The organism is Brasilonema angustatum (assembly GCF_059505445.1).
In genome coordinates, this window is the sequence record NZ_JCACKO010000157.1 from 70945 (window position 1) to 92371 (window position 21427).

Here is a 21427-nt window from a genome sequence, read left to right on the forward strand (position 1 = left end):
TGCGGTCGAAATCGCTACAGAGATTTCGAGTACCGCACTTTGCGCGGCAAGCGAGTGAGGCGAACGTGGAATAAATGCCCTACAGGGCGTTTATGCCGCGAAAGTCGCCCTACGACTCTTGCCGTCTGAAAAATTGGGTGAGGTGTTTTTGTTCAAGACGACACCTACCCAATTTTTCATGACCAAGGCTTCGCCCCGTATAATGAAGAACCCAGCAGCACGCCGGGGAGTGTGAGGGGTGGCGCGATCGCCCTCACATATTGCTTTATTGCGTGTCAGCGCAACCATTTCTTTACAAGTTGGACAACACTTTTTCTTGTAGTTCTTCTTTGTAGCTAGGGCAAGCAAGTATCATTTTCAGTTGTCCATTCTTGATGTAGAAGTTCCCTTTACCTAATAAATTTTCGAGTTGGTCTTGCATTTCAAAGCTGAGATTAGTATTTTCAATTGAAGTTTGTACAAGAACTTTATCAGTTCCATCAGGAGACTTGAGAAAGAACCGAATGCTGATGAGTTCTGCATCTTCGACTACTGAATCAACAAGGACTTTGTAAGTTCCTTGGGACTTGACGATTATTCTAATACCTGTAGGGTTTTCCATTGTTTGAAACCTGTCAAGGGACTTACTGAAGTACATTTAGCGTTGTGTTTTAGTTGAATTCCAACAAAGCTACACCGATTTTGTTAGGAACAGTCCAAAATACAACGGCGCTAATTTCTGGATGATAAGTTTGCGCTCTTGTTAGTAGAAGTTTTTTAATGATACCTCCATATTGAAAATTATCTTCACCGAAGAAGAAATGGTTTTCAGACAAGGCAGCAATGATTTCGAGGTTTAGGAATTCACAAGGTGCAATCTTATCTATTTTTTGGACTTCTTGGAGCAGAAAAACACCACGTTGATTTTTATCTCTATCTTTTGTAAAGACAGAAATAAGGGGTGTTACTGTATTTAGTAATATTTCAAACTCATCTGCAACTGCCTCAATGTGTTCTGGCGCACTGGCAAAGATATTTATTCTCCATTTCAACATTTCTGTGAGAAGATTGTCATTGTCTTGATTAGAAGGCATGGCTGTTCATCGTGGTAAATACGCCTGGAGTAATAGCATATGTACATACTTACTCCAGGTATGAAGTGAATTGATTTGACCAAAGAAGTAGTCAGGAGTCAGAAGCCAGAATACAGAATGTATTGTGTGCAAGTGGCGGATGACTTGGGGGTATCAAGCCCCCACTAATTGCATTCTGGTTTCTGAATTCTTCTTCGTTGACGAGAGTTATAGTTTATATTTCAAATGTAGCAAGAGCTTCTTTGAGGGCGCGACAACGCTGTAAATGATCAGCAAACAGTGATTTCGTTTCAGAAATCAGTTTTTGTAAGTTGGTTTGAAACTTTTCTTCATCTGCAACAGCTTGTTCTGCTTGGGGATTCAGTTGGATGGCTTGTGGTATTATAATTTCAAATTCGTAAGGGATAATCAGTTCTACTTCATCCTTATCATTTTGAAACCGTTCAAACCAGCGGTGACATTTTGCAATTGCTTCGTTAATCTGGTCTAATCGGTAGAAGTCACTGAATTTAAATCTGGGTACATCGTAATCAAAGTGCCGCTCTAATGACACATAGAATTTTTGATTGAAGTAGTCGCGGTTGACTAATAATCGGGGTTCTCCTCTTAGGGGTTTATGAACAATGCCATCGACTAAAATTTTTGATTTCGCCCATAGACGTGCTTGTTCTTGATGTTGATCTAGAGATTGGTAGTCACTACCGTAACCTGTAATAACTGGCTGAATTGACTCAAATTCAATATCTTTGAAACGGTCAATTTTATGATCACACCATAACTGGTTGTTATACCAACGGTACTGACGGATGCGAGTACGACGCTCACCTCCTAACATCTCAGGAGCAGCATTTTTGTCAGTTTCAATAATAGCCACAGGTGCTTCTTTGTCGCTTAATGCTGGTATTTCAACTGTGTACTCACCCTGAAATTTTTTTGGTCTTGGCTTGCGACAACGAGGTGGAATGATGTTTTCAGTGTAAGTGAATTTCCAGGTAACTTGAAAATTTGTCATTTTTCTTCTCTATATGTGATATTTTCACCCCTAACAAAAGCAAATTATTTCATTTATTTACTTTCTTTTGATTGTTGCTGCTTGCAATCAATCTTGGTAATACAGTATCATTAAGGATTCAGGAGTCAGGAGCCAGAAGTAAAAAAGGTTTAGAGTCTGGCTTTTAAACAACACCGTTGTACTTCATTTACTTGCAATGTGCTGTATCTTTTTGAGGATTACATAAAGGACAAAAGCTAACAGGACTATGCCGTCTTTTCAATGCTCGCTCAGTTTCACGAGTACAACCAGACCAGTGACGGACGAGTTGTAATTCGTATTTATAATCTTGCACAACCGCGCGGGTAATTTTTGCACCGATACCGTTTTTGTGTTCTGAGAAACGCTTTTTCAGACTTTTGCTGGTGTAGCCTAAATAATGTTGAGCGCAGCCTTTTGAATTTTCTAAGTTTCCTATTTTATCTGAAAAGTGGAGAAGATAAACAAAGCCCATAATCTGCATTGCTTTTGATTGATTTGCAACCTAAGCGAGCAGCACTTATGGGCATATGTAATATTTTATTTTTCCATCAATTGCAGTTTAACGCTGCTTTTTGTTCGCTATTCTCCATGACTATCACTTGAGTATCGTCTGAGTGCAAACCAAGGTCTTTATTAATAGTAAGTTGCTCCTGTATTGCTGTTTGTAATTCTGCCGCTTTTGGGAATGGCTGTTCTTTTTGAATTGATAAATCGTGGAAAGCTGTTTTCAGCTTTTGGAGTTGTGCTGCAGCTTGTTTAAGTTCTTTATCAATACCCTCAGTCACGCAATGTTCCAAAGCAGAGATTGTTCCCATTGGTGTTTGTCTGACTGAAGCGTTGTAGGTTACATCTCCTACTATATGGATTGTGCTGCCTCCTACATCATGCCGAATTAACAATTCAAATCCAGCGAACTTACCGAGTGGAAATGTTCCATAGTTTGCCTGTGCTTCTAAGTCGCGTGCAACTGCGTTAATAATTTCACCTGCAAGCGATCGCTTGTCTAGTTGCACTGTCTTACCATCACAGGCGCGGAGTCTAATGATAAACTTATTGCCAGCAGTAGATACTGTGCGGTCTTTGTCAGCTTGATGATTAGCTACTTTTACACTCGCTTGTTCAATTCGACCAGGCAGATGTTCTAGTTCTTGTCGGATGGAAATTTGCTGATTGATATGGTCGCGTTCTTCCTGAAGCAGTTTGGCAACAGTTGCATCTAACTCAACTTTTCGCATTAACCTTGGGTCACCGCTGGCAGTTGCCATGACTTCAGCATAAGACAGAACTATGTCGGTGCAGTCATCAATACTACGGGCTGTGTTTTTTCCAGCCAGGGCTGCTTCAATAAATTCAGCTTTGGTTTTAGAAGTTTGGTACAGGTAGCCATCCGGACTTAGCCCTGCAACCTTTTTCCCTTGGGCATCTTGTAATGGTTTACCTTGAGTGACGTAACGATATATTGTCACTTTGGGATTATGATTACCTTGACGAACCGAACGTCCGGCGCGTTGCGTGTGGTCAGTTGGTCGCCAAGGACAGTCTAAATCATGGGCAGCTATGACGTAGTTTTGAACGTTGGTACCTACACCCATTTTGGCTGTGGAACCTATAAAAACCCTAACTTTTCGTTGACGCACGGCTCGAAATAAGGCTGATTTTTGTTCGTCAGTCTTGGCATCATGGATAAAGGCAATTTCTTCTGGAGAAATGCCACGTTTTATCAACTGACTCTTAATATAGTCGTAAACAGTGAATCGTCCTTGAGAATTTTCTTTTGGCGTTCCCACATCACAGAATATTAGTTGGGTTAAGCGTTCAGCTTGGGTAGATTGCCAGATACGAAAAACGTAGTCAATTGCAGCATCAACTTTGGTAGGAGAATAATTTAAATCGTGAATTTCTTCAGGGGTAAGAAATTCAGAAAGCACATCCAAAGGTAAGCAACGCAAATCAACGACACCCTGGCGGATGTGTGTCGTGATGCGGGGCATATTGTCAACAGTCGGTTCGACTTGTCTTGCAATGATTGCTTCGGCACGTTGAGCGACATAATTAAAGAACTTGAGTTGTTCGGGTGTCGCTGGCACTTCTTGTGTGATGTACTCTTTCTCTGGTTTTGGCAAGTCCAGGTCTTCATCGGTTAAGATGTCAGCCACTTGCCAAAATAACTGCCGCCATTCCGGAAGATTGTTGAATACAGCCAGTCTGCTTTTGACTTCCAAGGTTCCTTGAGGCGTGATTTCTGCACCCACTTTGACTTCAGCAAAGTTGGATACCCAGGCATCAAAGTGCAACAGACCTTTAACTTGTAAAGTTTCGTATTGCAGATATACCTGGTTAACCCACGCTTCGGCTAAGGTGTTGGTAATTGGAGTGGCACTCATCAGCGTTACGCCACGACCTGCACCATGTTTGTAGCTCATGTAGCGGGTCTTCATGAGAAAGTCCTTGGCACGGTACGAGGCTGTGCTAGGAACGCCTAGAACTCGATTGAGTTTGGTGTTGAGGTCAAGGTTTTTGACCTGTTGCGATTCATCGTAGAATATCCAATCAATACCCAATTCATCAAAAAATACCGTATTGTCTTTCGTTTGGGCATTAGCTACCGCGTCAATATTTTCTTCTAACCGCGTCAGTTTCTTTTCGAGGTTTTTCATCACCCTTTTGGTTCGCTGACCATTGCTTTTAGCTGCAAGGTAGTCTGCTTCTACCATATCTGATTCTTCTGACAAAAATTGCCCAATAGTGTCTGGATGCAAAGGTAATTTGCTAAAAGCACCTTGACTGAGGATAATCAAATCCCAATCTCCTGTGGCAATGCGGGAAGCTAACTCACGTCGTTTGTTGGCTGACATTTCTGCACTACCAGCAATGAGAAGCCGCATCTGGGGATACATTTGTATAGCTTCGCTTGCCATTTGTTCAGGTAAGTGATCCATGACAACCAGGCAGGGTTTGTAACAAATTCCCAGACGTTTGAGTTCTTGACTTGCGGCGATCGCTTCACTTGTCTTACCTGCTCCCACAGCATGACCGAGTAATGTGTTACCAGAGGCGACGATGCGCCAGATAGCGTTGAGTTGATGAGGACGTAATTTGTTGCGCCATTCTGGATTCATTCCCGGTAGTTCTAGATGGGAACCGTCAAAGTGTCGTGGCACAAGGCTATTGTACTGCTCGTTGTAAATTTTTGTTAATCGCTCAGTTCGCCCTAAGTCGCTCCAAATCCAGCCTTTGAAGAGTTCTTTGAGGTTTTCCTGTTTAGTTTGGGCAATGCGTGTGGCTTCTAAGTTCTCAACATATTGCTCGTCTACTTTGTCTCGAACTACCGGGACGCGGAGGTTGAGTGCTAATTCAATCAGTTGATGCGCCATCACGCGTTCAGTACCGTAAATTTGGCAATTGTTCTGCGAGGTGAGGACGTTTTTACGGACTTCCACCTCCCAAGTGGCGGTAGATTTGGAGTGGTAGACATGGATATCCTGTGCTGGTACGTTCAGTGTTTGAGCGATAAAATCTGCAATATCTTGAGTGGGAATCCAAGGAGAACCCAAGCGGACGTAAATGTCTCCAGGTAGCAAGTCTTTGGGTTGAACTTTCTCCAAGGCTTCAACGTTAACTGTTAGTTCTGGATTGGTTTGTGCAGTTATATCTTGCGAACACGCTATGCCTACGGTACGGTTGCGCCTATCGCTAACACGGGCGATCGCAAGTTTAGTCCTGACATAACCAGAAAGGTATTCGTCTGCTGTTACCCACTGCTTACTTTGAGGGTCAAAATAAATCAGTCTGTCTTTGTGCAATTCTTCAATGATAATTTCTGGGGGTTGTGACAGCAGCATCGTCATAAAATCAATGTCAACTCGTCCTTTCTCGCTCAAGCTGTAAATGAGTGCTTCTTTAGCAGTAGCAGCACTTGTTTTCGGTTGATATTCACGGATGGTGCGTTTTGTGAAAATGTCAGTTTTGGTGGCTGTCTCCGTATCAGGATCGTAGTTCTCCAGTGCCAACAATAGAGGATATTCTGGATCGCAAGCAAATACCCGGCGATTACCTGGAGAGTGCAACCATCCGTAGCGCTTAACCAAGGTATCATAGATGTGGTTGAGGTGTTTTTGTGCTTGGGATAGTTGGGAATCGCTCCCGCCATTCATTTGAAGAGTGAAAACTTTCTTAACTGCTTGGAGTAGTTGAATTAGCCAGTACAAGCGTAGGCGAGGTATCCCAACACAATTGACTGGGTGCAATCGTCCTTCAATAACTTGCCAAGGTTCGTTGTTATACCAGATATATGAATAAGGTTTGGTTTTTCCTTGCAGCTCAGTGGGGATTAAAATTGATTTTGATTTGGATGAGACAGTTATGTTTTTTAGTGATGTGTCCTGGGGACGATAAATTTCTGTTGTCAGGCGAGAGAATGCTTCTGATAATGCCTTCTTTAAATCGCGTCCATCAGTTTCAAGTCCAAGCCGATTACGCCCACCGTAGAGTTTATCTACAGTTAGTTTTCCTAGCAGCATTTCTGGGTGCTGCTTATAGTAACAAGGCATCATAAGTGGGGAACCATCAACAGATGTGAGTCCGCTTTCACATATTTCTATCCATTCAGAAGATGGCTCCTGGTCGGAATGTTCGCGCTTTTGGAGGATGATTAAATCAGTGGTAACTTGGGTGTTGGTAAATGCTAAAAAAGCAGTGTTGGGCAAACGAATTGCTCCTACTAAATTGGCTGTTTTTGAAAGTAGTTCTCGCACTTTGAGGCTGTTACGGGATTGTAATGTTCCAACTGAAGTTATGAAGGCAATTAGTCCGCCTGGACGGATAAGGTCAAGTGATTTTATAAAGAAGTAGTCGTGTAGTGTATGAATTGGCAGTTTGTTGTACTGTGGGTCATGAGGAGCAACATTGCTAAAAGGCACGTTCCCAATAGCTAAGTCAAAGTAGTTTTGTGGCAGTACAACGTCCTCAAAACCCTGGATATAAATATTAGCTTTCGGGTATAGTTGTTGGGCTATACGACCTGTGATTGGGTCAAGTTCAACTCCTGTCCAGTGAGAGACTTCATTAATATCTTGAGGCGCGACTCCAAGAAATAAACCAGTCCCCATACTTGGTTCAAGAATGCGACCTCCACGAAAGCCTAAGTGCTTTAATCCTTGATAAATTTCTTTGATGATTTCTGGTGTGGTATAATATGCATTAATGATGCTTCTTCTAGCAGCTTGATACTCAGTTGGTGTGAGCAATTCTCTTAATTGAATACCGAGGTATTGCCAATCAGATTTGAGAGGTTCTTCAAAAATTTCTGGAGCAATTCCCCAACCTAAATATTCGGCGATGATTGCTTGCTCTATGAGTGTGGGGTGACGGTGTTCTCGGTCAAGTGTTTTACTTAATTCGATTGCTTTGATGTTGTTAGCAGCTTTGGTTTTTATACCTCCTTTGCCTATTAGATGAGTAATTCTGTAGTTTTTGGAAACAGTGGTTAAAGGAAGAGAGGTATTTAAGGGTAAGTCGAATAGGGATAACTGATAACTTTGTGTCATATCTTGCTTTGGCGTGATTTTTTCACCCACAGCAAGGCGAGGATTAATAATTCAAGGGATAAATGTTAATTTTTAACTTGATAAAATAGATATTTAAATTTTTAGAGAGAATAGGACGACTTAAACAAATGAGCTAACTACAAAGCTACGCTTAAGGAACTCTTTGACGCACTCCTCAGCAACACCAAAAGAGCAAATTTCGATTTTCAGAAGACTGGTATCATCAAAGCAAGCATTTGTCAGTGCCTATTTCCGTTTTCGCCTGTATCTCGCTTGGCTCAACATCAATTAGATTTTGTGCGCCATGGCGCACAAAATATTTTCCCTCTGCTGTACTTGAAACTTTGCCAGTATCTGAAGTGTGGTTGAAATTTTACTCAAAACTGCTCTTTAAGCTCTGTTACTTGTGCTACCCAAGCCGGAGCTTTTTTGCCGTTACTAGAAGATAACTTATCAAATTCCTGCCGCAACTGCTGGGCTGACATTCCAGGTAATTGAGTCGCACCCCATGAGAGCGCATCTTCCTCAGATTTCCATAGCAACCACACCTCACCCATCCATACTCTTAGCTGATAAGCTAAGTCTTTACCTGGTTTTAGCCAACTGGTATCCTGTAAAGCTGGACAACGAGATTTGGAAATGTAGAGAATATGCTCAGCTGAAACTTCCCCAGCAATATCAAATTCAAATTCAATACCGCTAGTTTGAATAGGAGCAGTACCAATTTTTACAGGTTTCATTTTACCTGTTTTGGAGTCAATTTGGCTTATATCCCATTCGGTTTTAGATCGCATTGTCGCAATTATATGGCTGCTGCATTTAGTGATACAATCTATCAGTTTGCGTTCTAGAGGACGAACTTCTTTCCAAGCAGTGAATGAGTTTTTAGCGCGGTCTACCAATTCTAACTCGCTAAACCAAGCGTGAGTCAGAGAATCAATAATTATTGTTTGGTAGCCTGCATTTTCAGCAGTTTGGATGGCTTCTATATAATGAGCGGGGTGATGGTTCTCTAGTTCACAGACATCAAAATTAAAGATATCTGCATAGCGGCTGGCACTTCCTCTTTCAGTATCTATGACGGCAATTTTATGACTTAGATGAGATGCAATAGATAGTGCTGAATATGTTTTGCCTGAACCTGAGGCACCGCTAAGGGCTAGACGAATTTTAACTTGAGATTTGGTTGCTTTGCGAAACATAGTTGGAAAATGTCCCAGCGGCTGTGACTGGGACGCTACAGGTTTTAGAATTGTTCAATGCTTGTGGCTTCTAATTGAAAGCCAATTTCTATTTGGTAATCCCTATCGTTGTACCCACACATGTACCACTGGTTATCTGGGTATTGAGGGGATAAACTAAAATTGCGGTCAGCTTCTCCCATCTCAAACCATTGGATAATCAAGTATTCTCTAGTTGAGGATAATTCTGCTATTTCTCGATTGATTTCTTGAATTCCGTTGCACATTTTATTAATGCCTAGTTGTTCACCCAAATACTTATTTGACTATTGAGCAAACTTGAAAATTGAGAATTTTACCTTTCTATGACTAGTCACAATGTCTTTGGAGTTCTTTTTGTAAGGCATCATTTTTAGGATGCTCTTGTTTTTCTGCAAGCGTGCAAAGTTCGTTAAGCAATCGTTTTAAAATTGGTATTTGCTTTGGTGTGAACTGAATTTCAATCTTTTCCTCTGGAGTGATTGGGATTATTATTCCAACTGAATCTGCAAAACAGTAGGTAGTGAGTAAGCTATTTTCAAGCAGGCGTACAGTTGTTGAATGGGAAATTTCGATTCTTGCCATGATTTTCATAATTTGGAGATTTTTCACCCCAAATTATAAAAATTAATTTATTTTAAATATTTAGCATTTGTATCAGCTAGTTATTTACAACTCCCAATCAAGTGTGAAAGTTTCGTTATCGTCTTCTGATTCAAATTGGGGGTTATATGGGGTATGAGTTGACTCATCAACAGAAGGCTGATTTTGTTGTGTGGGGGTTGTATAGGTGTTAACTACCGCAGACTGTACTGGTAAGACACCTTGCTTAAACGCAAAGTAGCAATCAACAATAAAGTAAAGCGTCTCAAGGTAACTTTTACCTAATCGTTGCGATTCTGCAAAGATACGCTCGCGGTAGCTATCTTTGATTCGGACTTTTTCCGGAGTTTTGTCTTGCTGAGAAACCATGTCAAATTGAAAAAAGGGTGTGGGGGATTAACAAGTAAAAAGTAAAAAGAAAGAATTTTTTATAAGTGCCTTTCAACTTTTAACTTTATTTGGTATAGGGTGTACGAAAGTTCGCCTCTTGGCTACTAAGCATCAGTAGATCCGTTAGCAGAGGAAGAGCTAACAATGGTTTTAGCCATTTGCAATAGTCCGTAAGAATTAGCCTCTACGGGGTTGTCTAGAATTTCAAACCCGTTGTGCACGAGCAGTTTTTTAAAACCAGGAAGCAAGCAACCGCCACCAATAGCCCAAATTTCATCCCCTTGGTGTTTAGCGTCAAGGGCGAGATTGACTGGTTTTTTCAAATAGCTTTCATACCACTCTTTAAGACAAGTGGTGTAAACATCTTTGATATCAATATCACGGCTGTATTTAGTATGTCCCATTTCCAGACAAAAGCGAATTTTTGATAAGTCCCCAAGCTTACCACCGTTGAGATATTTCATCTTCTTGGCGATTTCACCGATGAGAACTTCCACTCCAGCAGCGTAGGGGGTATGGACTTCTCTTTTACCTTGGTTGTAACGAGAATAAAGCGTTGTACCATTCCCAAAATCTACGACAGTTAACTTTTTGGGGAGCTTTCGACCGAACAGAGCACCTATACCTTCAGGTACGACTTTGAGAACTTCTACCTTGACATCAGAGAGCTTGCCAGCGAGCATTGGTTGATATTCACCATTGAGCACTCTTAGCAAGTCATCAGTCAAAGCCATATCATGCAAACTGACAACTAGCTTTAGCTGCCAAACTTTACGGTGTGGCAAATGAGCTAATGCACCTAATAAAGTGATGAGGGCGTTGTTAACTTTGTTAATATTGCTATCTGTATTCCGTTCAAAATAATACCCAGTGCGGAAAGCCGACTCACCAACAGTGTAGGCATTACCGTTAAAAACCACCCGACCGGGTACATCTTCCATGTCTTCTCTTGAGATGTAACTGGGAATTCTAACGACATCAAAACCATCGACTAACAGTTTGACGCTGCCATAGCCGTTATCAAAACCTGCGCAAAAAATCTTTTGATTCGCGTGAATGTTCTTCATGTCGATACTCCAATTCGTCATTTGTCAAAAGCGTAATTACAATCCCATACGTGTTCAAAGCAGTGTACTCTAGGTAAAAGATGGCATAAATAAATTAAGAGCCTTGCACTCTACATTTATTAATTACGAACTACGAATTATTTTTTCATGGGGGCTAAATAGGGTACACGGACTCAGTAAGTTAAATATACCCTAAAAAGCTCCTACATAGGGTATATATAGGGGTTAATTTATAGAAAAAACACGTGGGGTACACATAACACCCAAGTATACCCCATATAGTCAGATAACGAATACCATTCCATCTGTTGGGATGAACTTATAACGTTGAGAGCAGAAAGCCCTATGCCTACGGCACGCTTGGGCGTAAGTCCCAAGAGGACACGCTGCGCCTTAGCATGATTGCGTGCGCTTGCACTTACGCCATCAGTACTGTCCTCATGAATGTGTAGCACCTTTAAGTACAGTGACACAGTGCTTTCTAATCAACTCTTCTAAATATTCACGCTTCGCTAACTTTTTTTATTGTTACTAACTTTAATAGGGCGATATTTGGACAGCCGTGGGAATGTCAAAGCAGTCTCTCTATCTGAGTCAACTTCTCCACTAAAAGTCCTCGTAACACAATGAGTTGTTCTTGACTGACATCGGTAAGTGATTCGGAAGACAGTTCGCGGACTTTTTGAATCACTAGTTTTACCTTCTTCGACTCCGATTTCTCGGATTTTACATACTTGTCTTTAATTTGTTTAGTCAACTCGCGGGTTTCTGGTACTGTCAAATTGTTCTTTAGTACCTGATCTGTTGCCTTCACTCGCTCAAGTTGTGCTTCTTTCTCCGACACATCCAGTGCCTTAGATGACAGCGTTGATAATGCTAGAGCGTGAGCGCCCTTTAATCCCTTATGGCGGATGGCATCTTTTAAATCTTGAGGGAGGGAGAGCATGGGCATGAGGTTTGCTTTAACACTGGCAGGATTCAATCCCAATTCCAGTAACAGTAACAGCAAACTGTATTCGGTTCCCGTTACTCCCAACTCTGACAAACTCTGTTGTTGATCTTCAGTACTGACAGCAACAAGTTGGGTGAGTTCTTTACTTTTTCCATCCCTCTCTAGACGCTTGAGTACTGTTGAGAGCATCGTCACAATTTCATCCACTGACAAACCTACAGACTTTGTTGCTTCATTGGCGATCGCTTCTGCTTTATCCAATGGATTGAGGTCTTCAAAACCCAGGAATGTGAGGAGTGCTCTTGAACTTAAGTCCTCTGGCATCGGGACAACTAAAGCACGGATCTTTTGCCAACCCAAGACTTTTGCTGCTTCCGTGCGGAGTTGCCCATCTAAGAGCATATAGCGCCCGTTGTTTTGAGGTACCAATATGATGGGTGTGATTTGACCGTGTTTTTTGAGCAACCGTGCCTTGGTTTGGATGAGTTCTGGTGTGATTGTTTGCCGAGGTTGATGGGGATTAGGGTCAATTAAGTCCACCGAAATCTCAAGTTCCCCTGATTGATTTTGCAGTTGTTCTCTCAGTTTTTGTAGTTCTGCTTCCAACTCTGGAGATTGAGAAGCTCTAAGCTGTTCTACTTCTGCTTGCAGTTCGGCAATTTTCTGCTCTTGAGAACTTTTTTGTACGGCTCCATCAAATTTACTCTTAATTTTAGGTAATGCCACGGTTACTTCTCCTTCTTAGTTTTCTTATCTTTGAGCAAAGCTGCTAAATCATCGACGATTGGTTTGAAGTCCTTTGCTGCTGGGTGTTTCGGACGGTACTTCTGTAGGGGTTGACCGTAGGCACTGGCGTTTTTGAATTCGTTTGAGCTTCTGACTTTCGGATAAAGTTTAACCTGAAGATTTTCCGCAATTTCTGGTAACTGCTCTAAATACTGGCGGTGCATGGCGACCTTCTCATCATACATACTAGGAACAAATCCCAGAATTGTTGGTTTGGGGTCGAGTTGTAATTCATCAGCCGTAGTAATGCACCATTCTATCAACTCAGCTGAACCTGAGATAGCTTTCATCTCCAACTGCACGGGTACGAGAACGTGGGTGGCGGCTGCTAGAGCATTCGTATTGAGCATACCTAAGGTGGCGGGACAATCCAAGATAATAAAATGATGGGGTAGAGGATAGCTTTTGAGCCTATCAGCCAAAGCATATTCACCACGTTTTCTAATCACTAACTCATTTGCTATCTCAGCTAATTGTGGATGCCCCTGAACCACTTCTATCTTTGATTCTTCCCAAACTGGAACACTAGTCCAATCGCCTTGAAAATCTTTAGATAGTACCTTAGTTAATGTACTATCCACTTCGGCTGGCTGCAATCCACAAAATACATCTAACGACCGCTGAGGGTCTAAATCTAACAGTGCTACTTTAAAACCACGCTTGCCCATAGAATAGGCAATGTGTACGGCTAGGGTGGTTTTGCCCACACCACCTGCATTTGACAGAATTGCCAGAACTATTTGTTTCATATCAAAATCACCAAAAAACTATGAAAGATAGCGTTTCACAAAATCCGGAATAATCTCAAAGCTTTATTATTAAGAACGCCCATTAAATTTTCAATTTGGTAGCTCCTGTTCATGAGAGGTACTACTGCGATATGTACGAAACATAAATGCCTTCTGCCCTCGCTTCCCTGCCTTATTCAATAGATAACCGAAGAAAGGATGAAGGATAGAAGATAAAGGATGAAAAAATAAAAGTCGATTAACTTCATTCTCGGTAGAAGCCGTCGATTTATCAGTCCAGAAAAAGAAAAACGAAGTATCCTACTTATTTAAAGCCCCGGATTTCTCCGTGGGGCTTTCATTTTACCGTTTATCTTTTAATTTACTTGTCGTATTTTAAAATTCGACAAACATTAATCACTTGTCAAGAAATCAAATCCCAGCTTCGTTGCGTTCTAAGTTGGCTGACCGTTTAGCAAGCCGTTCCGATAGTTTAATTATGCTATCAGCCACACCCCATGATGGGCGTGCGGAAAGCTTTGCTAGCTTGATGAATATGCTCGCTCCAACAGCGATCGCTAACGAGTCGAACTACACCAAGGAAGATATTCGAGATTTGTACGTCCGGCGGTTTAAGAAAGATGTTGTTGGGCAACTTCTCAAAAAATTCCCTGAACGTCAGGTTTTAGCACTGGAAACTAATGCTTCTGTAGAAGAAGAGGAAGCATTTTAAATTCTTAATAACTTAAAGCTGGCTGGGATTGACGCGAAAGCTTCCATAGGTAAGTTGTTTAAAACTACTTTGTTAAAAGCGATGCTGTCCAGCCCGATGGCTTGTTTGGAGACAGTACGTAATCGCATCAAGCAAGTAAAAAAAACTGATGCGCAGCATTTCAATACTGATGTTGCCGAGTTAAGGGCTTTAGAATCAGCTTTGGAAACTATTAATGATAGAAATATTTAAAAGTATAAAAAGTTATTAAAACTAATCAGTACAACCGAAACTGGGGGGTTTGCTTGGAAGGGTACAGACCCAAAAGACCGAATTGTAATTTTTAGCGAACGGTTAGAGACGATGCGCTTTCTTAGGGAGAGTTTAAAGCGCGACTTAAAGCTGAAAGAAGAAGCTATCGCTACCCTTGATGGGGGAATGCCAGATGTTGATTTGAAGGAAATTATCGAAAAATTTGGTAGTGAAAAATCTCCGCTGTGGTTGGTGGTTGCTACGGATGTGGCATCGGAAGGGATTAATTTACATTATTTTTCGCACCGTCTCATACATTTTGATATTCCTTGGTCTTTAATGGCTTTGCAGCAGCGTAATGGACGGGTTGACCGTTACGCACAAGAGCAACAACCGCAAATTCGTTATCTTTTGACTCGCTCGAATAACAAAAAAGTTGATGAAGCAGAGCGCATTGTTAGGGTTTTAGCTAAGAGTGGCAAGTAACTGATGGTTAAAAATGCCAGCCGCATTACGGATTCAATTGACTAAAGAAGAAGACAAAAGTTTGCAAGAATTGAGCCTTGCAGATAATGTACCTCGACGAGTCAAACAACGAGCGAGCCTCCCAAAGGGAGGAGCTTCGCTAACGCATTACGACTAAACGCTGATGGCTTGACAGTGCCAATGATTGTACGTCACTTAGATATTCACGAACAAGAGCGTGCGAACGACATTACGTCGATGGCAAACAGGGGGACGCACTAATCTCTTGTTTCAACCTCCCCATACGCCGGAAGTCAATCCAATTGAAAGATTATGGAAAGAAATCAAAAAGACTTTGAAATGGGAATGTTTTCAGAGCTCATTATACTTATGCCAAGCGCGGACAACAGAAATCTATTCATCAGCCACGCAAACGTGGCAAACGGATTAGTATCCTGGAATTTTGGGAGCCACAACACAGTTTTGAATACGGAGCTGTAGTCGGTGGTTTTAATAGCGAACGTTATTTGCAATTGCTTGAATGGCAAGCACACTTCGCACACAAGCGTCTGGAACAAACAGGTAAAATTACTGTCATCATTCAAGACGGAGCATGATTTCATCGCAGCAAACAAGTTCAAGCACATTGGCAACGTTGGCACTCAGCTTGCGTTTGTACCTATTTTTCCTTCCACCATACTCACATAAGATGAATCGCATTGAGGAGGCACTGCGTTGGGCAGGCAATGCCCCACAGTCACGCAAGTGCCGTGATCAGTGGTTGCACCTTAAACGCTCCGGAACTCTCCTCACAGGTTTTTGAAGATGAGTACGAACTGGCGTTAAGCGAACGCGAGTGCGTGCGCCTAGCCGCGCTTAGCTCTGCCGTAAGCAATCGCTCTAATTGCCGCAATTGAACATTGAGCCAACAAGGGAAATCACTCTGTTGAGCGTTTTATATTTAATCATGTCTAGCTACTTATAACGTCATGTGTTTTGTATTAAAATAGTGTTCTTGGAGGTGGAGAAGCAGGAAGAGGTTTAAAGATATTTTGTGTAGGTGAGGGAGAAGGTGTAATTAAGTCAGATGCCGGAGTGGGTTTCGGGTTAACAGTAATAAAAAATATTTTTTCTTGAGGAATCCGTTTACCAAATTTGTCAGTGACTTTGAGTTTAACTTGGTTTGGAAATTGACTGCCAACAATAATTGGGGATCTGCTGCCAGTTTGTTCAACGTCACCAAAGAGAGATAAGTTAACTAAAATGTTTTCTCCCTTTACGTCCCAAGCGATCGTGACTTTATCTCCTTCAGTTAAAACTATACTTGGTTTTGCGCTGTGGTTGATATTATTAATTTTAAAATAGGTAATTTGAAACGGTTTGGGTAAGATTTCAACTGGATTTTGAGCTTGCTTATTACTTTCTCGATCGCCAGAAACAGCGCTGATTTCATAAGTAAATGTACCTGGCTTAGATGCAGGGAAAGGAAATGTACATTTGAGTAGCTTATTTTCTTCTTTGCATATTTTGAGTTTGGGGTCTTTTAAATTCCCATTTTGAAATTCTAGATTGACAGAATCATCTACTGATACGTTGTTTTTTTTATTGTTAATTATTACCCTGTTAAGTAATAGGGGATTCTTAATTGTCCAGGACAGAGATACTCTTTCACCAGTTATATAATGTGATTTATCTACTACTTTAAAGTCTACTACTTCAGCTATTGGCTTTTTGGTAATTTCAGCTTCAGTAGTTTTGGTAACGGTTTGACTTCTGCGGTTAAAAAGCGATAAACCGTGTTGATAAGATACTTGCAGTTTAAAAACGTATTTACCTTGTTTTGTAGTTCCGGTTAGAATATGATTACATATCAATTCTTCCTGGGGTGTGATGTTACAGAGACGATTATGATTAGATTTATCTGGAATTAATTTATTAATACTATTATTTTTATCAAAAAGTACATTGTCTTTATTTAGTGGTTGATCAGTGACCACTACCAATTTCTTAATTTTGTTTTGATTATAGTTATAAATTTTCAACTTTAACTTAACTTGATCACCTTCAATTATTTTTGGGCTATCAGTACTAAATTCAATTCTTAACGGTTCGGGGTTTAAAAGTCTCCAAATCATATATGACATGCCAGCAAATAACCCCAATACTAGTAAAATTAATAGTAAAATTTGCCACCAAGGACGTGCTTTCCATAATAAAGTGGCTTGAGGAGATGCATTAGCCAAAGGATAGCTTTGCTTATCTATAATATTAACTTCAAAATTAATCGGTAAAGGTTGACCGAAGAATGGTCGGCGCCACCAAGGACCAGGTTTAACTAAGAGACTTGCTTTTTCGGTTGTATTGGGTAATAATTTAAATTCACTAGGGTCAAATTTGTAAGTGCAAATTTCTTCTTCATCCCTGGTTTTCGCATTAAAAAATAGTTCCCGTATTAAGTTGCCTTGATTATTAATTACTAATTCATAGACACCATCTTTATAGCTAACTTTTCCTAAAATGGTATTAAGTTCTATACCTAGCTGATAATTTGTCGGTAGATTAATGTATATTAAATCCAGCAGTATCAAATCTGGATTATTTTCTGAAAGCAAGCGAATCGTTGGAGAATAGCTACCAGCGAGAGTATCAATAGGAGGACGAAATTCTAAAGAGATTTCGCCTTCAGAATGAGGGTTGAGTTCTAGCGCGCTGACATCAAATAAGCCTGCTCCTTCCAACCCAGTAGCAGGGTAAGATATTTTAAACCAACTTTCATCTAAATCTAGACAAGTCAAACGGAATCTGTCTACACGGTTCGAGCGATTTTCGACTTTTACCACCACTTGTAAAGGTTGGTCGAATCTGTAAGTTATAAGTTTATTTGGATTTGTGGCAGGTATAATTGAAAAAGTTGGGTCAAAAGCGCGGATAACAGTTTGTTCTTTGAGTAGAACTTTGAGTTGACCGGGAAAGTTTATCGGAGTATCTTGCGGATAATGTTCTGGAGAATCAACGACAAAAGTATAATTATAGGTACCCGCTAAAGCATCAACTGGAATTTCAAAATCAAACGTAACTTCATCGCTACTTTCCTTCGGCGCCACTGCTAAACTAGCTCTTGGAGAAGCAGACCAACCACTAATTTTTTGAAATATCTCGTCAAAAGTAAAAAATAAGTCGATAACAGCACTTTGGTCGCCTTCATTAATCACGACAATATAAAGTGATACAATGTCTCCTGGCATTCCATATTGAATTCCAGGCGGGTTGATAATAATGGATAGTGGATTAGTTCTAGCTTGCATAGTTGTTTAGATTATTTTAGTTAATATGGTGGAATATGGTGGAGTCTGACTTGAAAATCTTCACTGCCACTAACCACGATTTTTTGACTACTTTTTACGTCAATGCTTCTAATTGTTTTAGAATCTGAGAAATTATTTATAACTTGTGGTGATTTTGTTTTGTCACGTCGATAATCCGAAGTTAAATACCTTACAACTACTTGTCCGTCATCTCCACCACTAACTAGGAATTTACCATCTTCACTAAATGCTAAAGTTCGTATAGGATTTTTTGACTCTTGCCAAGAGTCTAATAGCTCACAATGAGTGTCATTGATTTGCTGTTGATTATTATAGGTTGTAGGTTCACATCGTTTTAAATTCCAAATTGCAATCAATCCAACTGAGTTGGATGTTGCCAAAATGTTTTCTTGCGAGTTTTTGTTTTTGTGTAATTGAGGAAGAAAAGCTAACGAGAGAACAGAGTTATTTGGTTCACCTGTTCCATTTTTATCTATATTTTCTAGTCTTTCGACTAATATTTTTTTGAATGGGTTGTTAGGTTGATTTTCATTCCTATGTAATATTATAAAACTGTGCTTCTCCGCCGAAACCACAAGCATTTTATCGTCAGGACTCAAAGCTAATGCCGTGATTGGAAAATCTCTTAATTTTTGCTGTTTTTCTAGGTCAATGACTACTGGTTTTTCCTGGAATTTTGTAGTAGTCGATTCTCTCGACCATACTCTTATTTTGCCTTTACCTGAACCACTAAATAAGTTAAGCGAGTTTGTGGTAAATGCTAAATCAAATATTTGGTCGCGTTCTGGAGACTCTTGGAGTGTACTAATTATATCACCACTAGATACTTTTCTAATCTCAATTACTCCACTCTCTAAACCGAGTGCAACAGTTTGGTTTTCGACTGGTTCAAATTTTACAACTTTAATTGGATTGTTGGCAAATGCTAATACCCCTTTGAGATGTTTAGGTCGAATACATCTGAAATTTTGTTCCTCGGGTTCTTTTAGTGTTGCATCTTCATTTGCTTCTATATCTAGTGTTGCATCTTCATTTGCTTCTATATCATCAGATCTGATTCTCCAATATCTCAATGTACAATCATCAGAAGCACTAACAATCGATGTGCCTGTACCGTTATCGTTAATACGAACTGAATTTACAGGAGCTGTATGTGCAATTGCTTCCGGTTTTAATATATAAGCTAGCAATGCTGCTATCAACACAATAATCGCTAATTGTAACCACAAAGGTATAATTGGTAAAACCTCTAATTCTAAACTTTGAGTAGCAGGATCCGTACTACCTAACCTTTGGTCAGATAATTCTGCTTTTGCTTCTAAAAATAAAGTTTTTCCGATTCCGATCCAAGGACGTTTTGTTTTAACATCTAAAATGACTTTTACTGTCTCTCCTAAATTTAAATTCGCAATTTCAGGAGACTTCTTAAATGTACATTTACGCCAATCTTTACCCTGGATTTGCACATTAATTTCTTGAGAAAGATTGCTAACGTTTTTAAATAGCAATTCATAGGAAACACTATTAGACTTCCAGTCCGGCAACCACGGACGCCGAGAAGGAATTCTTTGCTTGTTTTGTGGGGTGCTAAAATTAATATAACCAACAGGCAATACTTCCAAATTACCTTCTGCATTAGCTGGGTAACTATTATTGCTTGTCGCTTCAGCAATAAACAAGTAATTTAAGCTAGGTGCTTGAACTACAGAAGGTGGTTCACATCTAAAACTCAGTTCCGTTTGACTATTAGCATTTAAGGTAAATCTCCGTTCAGCACTGTTAGTCACCCAAAAAGCATCGATACCTGTTAAATGCAACAGTACATTACTAGCTACTTGTCCCTGATTTCTAACTCGTACAGGTATATCTATAGCGTTGCCAGGATATACTTGAAACGTGCGTATTGGTAGTTCAACACTAATTAGAATTGGTTGATTATCTCGCTCAATTTCTAAACGCAGTATGAGTCTGCGTTCTCGTGCTAGCTGAGGAGAAAATATTTTTACAGACAGGTTAACTGTACCAACGAATCCAGGAATTGGCGTATTAAAAATAAATACTTGGAATTTAGTGCTACTACCGTGAGGTTGAGCAGCAGCAACTTCTGGTTCAAGACGATACCAACGGTAATTAGGATTGCGAATTTCACCAGCAGCGATTATTTCTAATTGAAAATTGGCAAAGCTATCACTGTCATTATTAACAGTAACTTCAAAAGAAACCTCGCCTTGATTTGGTCGATAAGTTAAGCTTTGCGTTGAAAGACTAGCGCTGATAAGATTATCACTATTACTATTCATTTTATTATAATTAGTAGCGTTATTAGTTCGTAGTAAGGACTTCAGTCTTTCTAAATATAAGCGCTGAAGTGTTTACTACGAACTGCTAATCTTTCAAGTTTTTGAGATAATAAAGAACTGCTTTCGCTGTTGGTAAATTTGTGGCAAGTAAAACATTGTTGATATTACATATCCTCAATAGTGCTTCTTCACTTGCTTGACCTTGTTGAGGTGCCATCATTAAGTCTCTGAGATAAATTACTGCTATAATTTCTCCAGAGTTAACTAGTGAGTTAATTGCTTGATACCCTCCCGAATTTGCTGGAGGAATTTCTTGGGTGACGCTTAGACCTGTTTGTTTGTACAAATCATCGCTGAAAGTTTGCCATGTTCTCGTTAAGCAGTACGATAAAAATTCTTTGTATTCAGATACTAATTCTGTAAGTTCAGATTTTTTGCTCTGGTGAGCAACAAGCAGGATCTGTTTTTCTTCGAGAATTTTTGCAAGCTGTATAGATGATTTTTCTTGTTCTTCTAGTTCTTCTGGTTCTTCTGATTCTTGATTTTCTAATGGAATATCTTCAGTCTGTTGACTTATTGCTACTAATTCGCTTTCATGTGGTGTTAAAATAGAATTGCCCTCAAGCACCAATTCTTTCTCTGTTTGTTGAGATGGTGTATCTAGATCAAAATTTTCGCGATCGCTGTTTATTGCTTCAATAATTTCTCTTTCTTGTTCTTGTGGATGTGGCGCAATTTCTTCCTCATGTTCTACGCTAGGAATATTCTCAGTTTCCGGTTCTGGACTAGCGGTATCATGGGCTTGAACAATGCTATGCTCAGACACCTCAATATCGTGTTCTATGATTGAAACATTCTCAGTTTCCGGTTCTGGATTGGCGGTATCATCGACTTGAACAATGCTATGCTCAGACACCTTAATATCGTGTTCTATGATTGAAACATTCTCAGTTTCCGGTTCTGGATTGGCGGTA

The 21427-nt window shown here is 40.2% G+C and carries 21 protein-coding genes; 5 read left to right on the forward strand and 16 right to left on the reverse strand.

Features of this window, described 5'->3' with window-relative positions; genetic code table 11:
* Nucleotides 1–90: 90 nt before the first annotated feature.
* The 13 genes from AC5JM2_RS35415 to AC5JM2_RS35475 all read right to left on the reverse strand — a co-directional run bounded on the left by AC5JM2_RS35415 (nt 91) and on the right by AC5JM2_RS35475 (nt 13419).
* Entirely contained in the window at nt 91–288 is a 198-nt protein-coding gene (locus AC5JM2_RS35415) for a hypothetical protein (protein ID WP_495840823.1), read from the reverse strand.
* A gap of 4 nt (nt 289–292) precedes the next feature.
* Nucleotides 293–601 carry a hypothetical protein gene (locus tag AC5JM2_RS35420; RefSeq protein ID WP_495840825.1) on the reverse strand — a complete coding sequence of 103 codons (309 nt, stop codon included), beginning with the start codon at nt 599–601 and terminating at the stop codon, nt 293–295.
* A 49-nt stretch (nt 602–650) separates the two neighbouring features.
* Nucleotides 651–1073, reverse strand: coding sequence for a hypothetical protein (locus AC5JM2_RS35425; protein WP_495840827.1), 423 nt, complete (start codon nt 1071–1073; stop codon nt 651–653).
* 214 nt (nt 1074–1287) lie between these two features.
* Nucleotides 1288–2085, reverse strand: a complete 798-nt coding sequence (locus AC5JM2_RS35430) for a DUF8359 domain-containing protein (RefSeq protein WP_495840829.1) — start codon at nt 2083–2085, stop codon at nt 1288–1290.
* A 187-nt stretch (nt 2086–2272) separates the two neighbouring features.
* Complete coding sequence (locus AC5JM2_RS35435) at nt 2273–2587, reverse strand: GIY-YIG nuclease family protein (protein WP_495840831.1); 315 nt, start codon at nt 2585–2587, stop codon at nt 2273–2275.
* Between the two features lie 67 nt (nt 2588–2654).
* The gene (locus AC5JM2_RS35440; protein WP_495840832.1) at nt 2655–7652 is read right to left on the reverse strand and encodes a helicase-like domain-containing protein; all 4998 of its coding nucleotides are present in this window, start codon (nt 7650–7652) and stop codon (nt 2655–2657) included.
* Between the two features lie 377 nt (nt 7653–8029).
* Nucleotides 8030–8854, reverse strand: a complete 825-nt coding sequence (locus AC5JM2_RS35445) for an ATP-binding protein (protein ID WP_495840834.1) — start codon at nt 8852–8854, stop codon at nt 8030–8032.
* Between the two features lie 44 nt (nt 8855–8898).
* Nucleotides 8899–9120, reverse strand: coding sequence for a hypothetical protein (locus AC5JM2_RS35450; protein WP_495840835.1), 222 nt, complete (start codon nt 9118–9120; stop codon nt 8899–8901).
* An 82-nt stretch (nt 9121–9202) separates the two neighbouring features.
* Nucleotides 9203–9457, reverse strand: coding sequence for a hypothetical protein (locus AC5JM2_RS35455; RefSeq protein ID WP_495840837.1), 255 nt, complete (start codon nt 9455–9457; stop codon nt 9203–9205).
* Nucleotides 9458–9541: 84 nt separating this feature from the next.
* The gene (locus AC5JM2_RS35460; RefSeq protein WP_495840839.1) at nt 9542–9844 is read right to left on the reverse strand and encodes a hypothetical protein; all 303 of its coding nucleotides are present in this window, start codon (nt 9842–9844) and stop codon (nt 9542–9544) included.
* A gap of 125 nt (nt 9845–9969) precedes the next feature.
* Complete coding sequence (locus AC5JM2_RS35465; RefSeq protein WP_495840840.1) at nt 9970–10932, reverse strand: ParM/StbA family protein; 963 nt, start codon at nt 10930–10932, stop codon at nt 9970–9972.
* 571 nt (nt 10933–11503) lie between these two features.
* A complete protein-coding gene (locus AC5JM2_RS35470) occupies nt 11504–12610 on the reverse strand; it encodes a ParB/RepB/Spo0J family partition protein (RefSeq protein WP_495840842.1) in 1107 nt (368 codons plus the stop codon).
* A gap of 2 nt (nt 12611–12612) precedes the next feature.
* Nucleotides 12613–13419: a ParA family protein gene (locus tag AC5JM2_RS35475; protein ID WP_495840844.1), complete on the reverse strand. Its 807-nt coding sequence runs from the start codon at nt 13417–13419 to the stop codon at nt 12613–12615.
* Between the two features lie 400 nt (nt 13420–13819).
* Between AC5JM2_RS35475 and AC5JM2_RS35480 the strand changes: the two genes are divergently transcribed.
* The 5 genes from AC5JM2_RS35480 to AC5JM2_RS35500 all read left to right on the forward strand — a co-directional run bounded on the left by AC5JM2_RS35480 (nt 13820) and on the right by AC5JM2_RS35500 (nt 15278).
* Nucleotides 13820–14131 (forward strand): hypothetical protein, encoded by a 312-nt coding sequence (locus AC5JM2_RS35480; RefSeq protein WP_495840845.1) that lies wholly within the window; start codon nt 13820–13822, stop codon nt 14129–14131.
* Nucleotides 14132–14212: 81 nt separating this feature from the next.
* Nucleotides 14213–14362 (forward strand): hypothetical protein, encoded by a 150-nt coding sequence (locus AC5JM2_RS35485; protein WP_495840847.1) that lies wholly within the window; start codon nt 14213–14215, stop codon nt 14360–14362.
* A 24-nt stretch (nt 14363–14386) separates the two neighbouring features.
* Nucleotides 14387–14848, forward strand: a complete 462-nt coding sequence (locus tag AC5JM2_RS35490; RefSeq protein WP_495840888.1) for a C-terminal helicase domain-containing protein — start codon at nt 14387–14389, stop codon at nt 14846–14848.
* A gap of 13 nt (nt 14849–14861) precedes the next feature.
* The gene (locus AC5JM2_RS35495; RefSeq protein WP_495840850.1) at nt 14862–15005 is read left to right on the forward strand and encodes a hypothetical protein; all 144 of its coding nucleotides are present in this window, start codon (nt 14862–14864) and stop codon (nt 15003–15005) included.
* Between the two features lie 42 nt (nt 15006–15047).
* Complete coding sequence (locus AC5JM2_RS35500) at nt 15048–15278, forward strand: transposase (RefSeq protein WP_495840890.1); 231 nt, start codon at nt 15048–15050, stop codon at nt 15276–15278.
* A 550-nt stretch (nt 15279–15828) separates the two neighbouring features.
* Here AC5JM2_RS35500 and AC5JM2_RS35505 read toward each other — a convergent pair.
* The 3 genes from AC5JM2_RS35505 to AC5JM2_RS35515 all read right to left on the reverse strand — a co-directional run.
* Nucleotides 15829–18132 (reverse strand): COG1470 family protein, encoded by a 2304-nt coding sequence (locus AC5JM2_RS35505; RefSeq protein WP_495840852.1) that lies wholly within the window; start codon nt 18130–18132, stop codon nt 15829–15831.
* 20 nt (nt 18133–18152) lie between these two features.
* Nucleotides 18153–20453 (reverse strand): hypothetical protein, encoded by a 2301-nt coding sequence (locus AC5JM2_RS35510; protein WP_495840854.1) that lies wholly within the window; start codon nt 20451–20453, stop codon nt 18153–18155.
* Nucleotides 20454–20538: 85 nt separating this feature from the next.
* Nucleotides 20539–21427: hypothetical protein (locus tag AC5JM2_RS35515; RefSeq protein ID WP_495840856.1), on the reverse strand; the 889-nt coding region annotated here is incomplete at its 5' end.

Coding starts and splice junctions, on each gene's coding strand:
- AC5JM2_RS35430 (WP_495840829.1), bottom strand. CDS start 2,085: ATGACAAATTTTCAAGTTACCTGGAAATTCACTTACACTGAAAACATC.
- AC5JM2_RS35425 (WP_495840827.1), bottom strand. CDS start 1,073: ATGCCTTCTAATCAAGACAATGACAATCTTCTCACAGAAATGTTGAAA.
- AC5JM2_RS35415 (WP_495840823.1), bottom strand. CDS start 288: ATGGTTGCGCTGACACGCAATAAAGCAATATGTGAGGGCGATCGCGCC.
- AC5JM2_RS35510 (WP_495840854.1), bottom strand. CDS start 20,453: ATGAATAGTAATAGTGATAATCTTATCAGCGCTAGTCTTTCAACGCAA.
- AC5JM2_RS35420 (WP_495840825.1), bottom strand. CDS start 601: ATGGAAAACCCTACAGGTATTAGAATAATCGTCAAGTCCCAAGGAACT.
- AC5JM2_RS35465 (WP_495840840.1), bottom strand. CDS start 10,932: ATGAAGAACATTCACGCGAATCAAAAGATTTTTTGCGCAGGTTTTGAT.
- AC5JM2_RS35455 (WP_495840837.1), bottom strand. CDS start 9,457: ATGGCAAGAATCGAAATTTCCCATTCAACAACTGTACGCCTGCTTGAA.
- AC5JM2_RS35445 (WP_495840834.1), bottom strand. CDS start 8,854: ATGTTTCGCAAAGCAACCAAATCTCAAGTTAAAATTCGTCTAGCCCTT.
- AC5JM2_RS35460 (WP_495840839.1), bottom strand. CDS start 9,844: ATGGTTTCTCAGCAAGACAAAACTCCGGAAAAAGTCCGAATCAAAGAT.
- AC5JM2_RS35435 (WP_495840831.1), bottom strand. CDS start 2,587: ATGCAGATTATGGGCTTTGTTTATCTTCTCCACTTTTCAGATAAAATA.
- AC5JM2_RS35495 (WP_495840850.1), top strand. CDS start 14,862: ATGCCAGCCGCATTACGGATTCAATTGACTAAAGAAGAAGACAAAAGT.
- AC5JM2_RS35505 (WP_495840852.1), bottom strand. CDS start 18,132: ATGCAAGCTAGAACTAATCCACTATCCATTATTATCAACCCGCCTGGA.
- AC5JM2_RS35475 (WP_495840844.1), bottom strand. CDS start 13,419: ATGAAACAAATAGTTCTGGCAATTCTGTCAAATGCAGGTGGTGTGGGC.
- AC5JM2_RS35450 (WP_495840835.1), bottom strand. CDS start 9,120: ATGTGCAACGGAATTCAAGAAATCAATCGAGAAATAGCAGAATTATCC.
- AC5JM2_RS35440 (WP_495840832.1), bottom strand. CDS start 7,652: ATGACACAAAGTTATCAGTTATCCCTATTCGACTTACCCTTAAATACC.
- AC5JM2_RS35485 (WP_495840847.1), top strand. CDS start 14,213: ATGCTGTCCAGCCCGATGGCTTGTTTGGAGACAGTACGTAATCGCATC.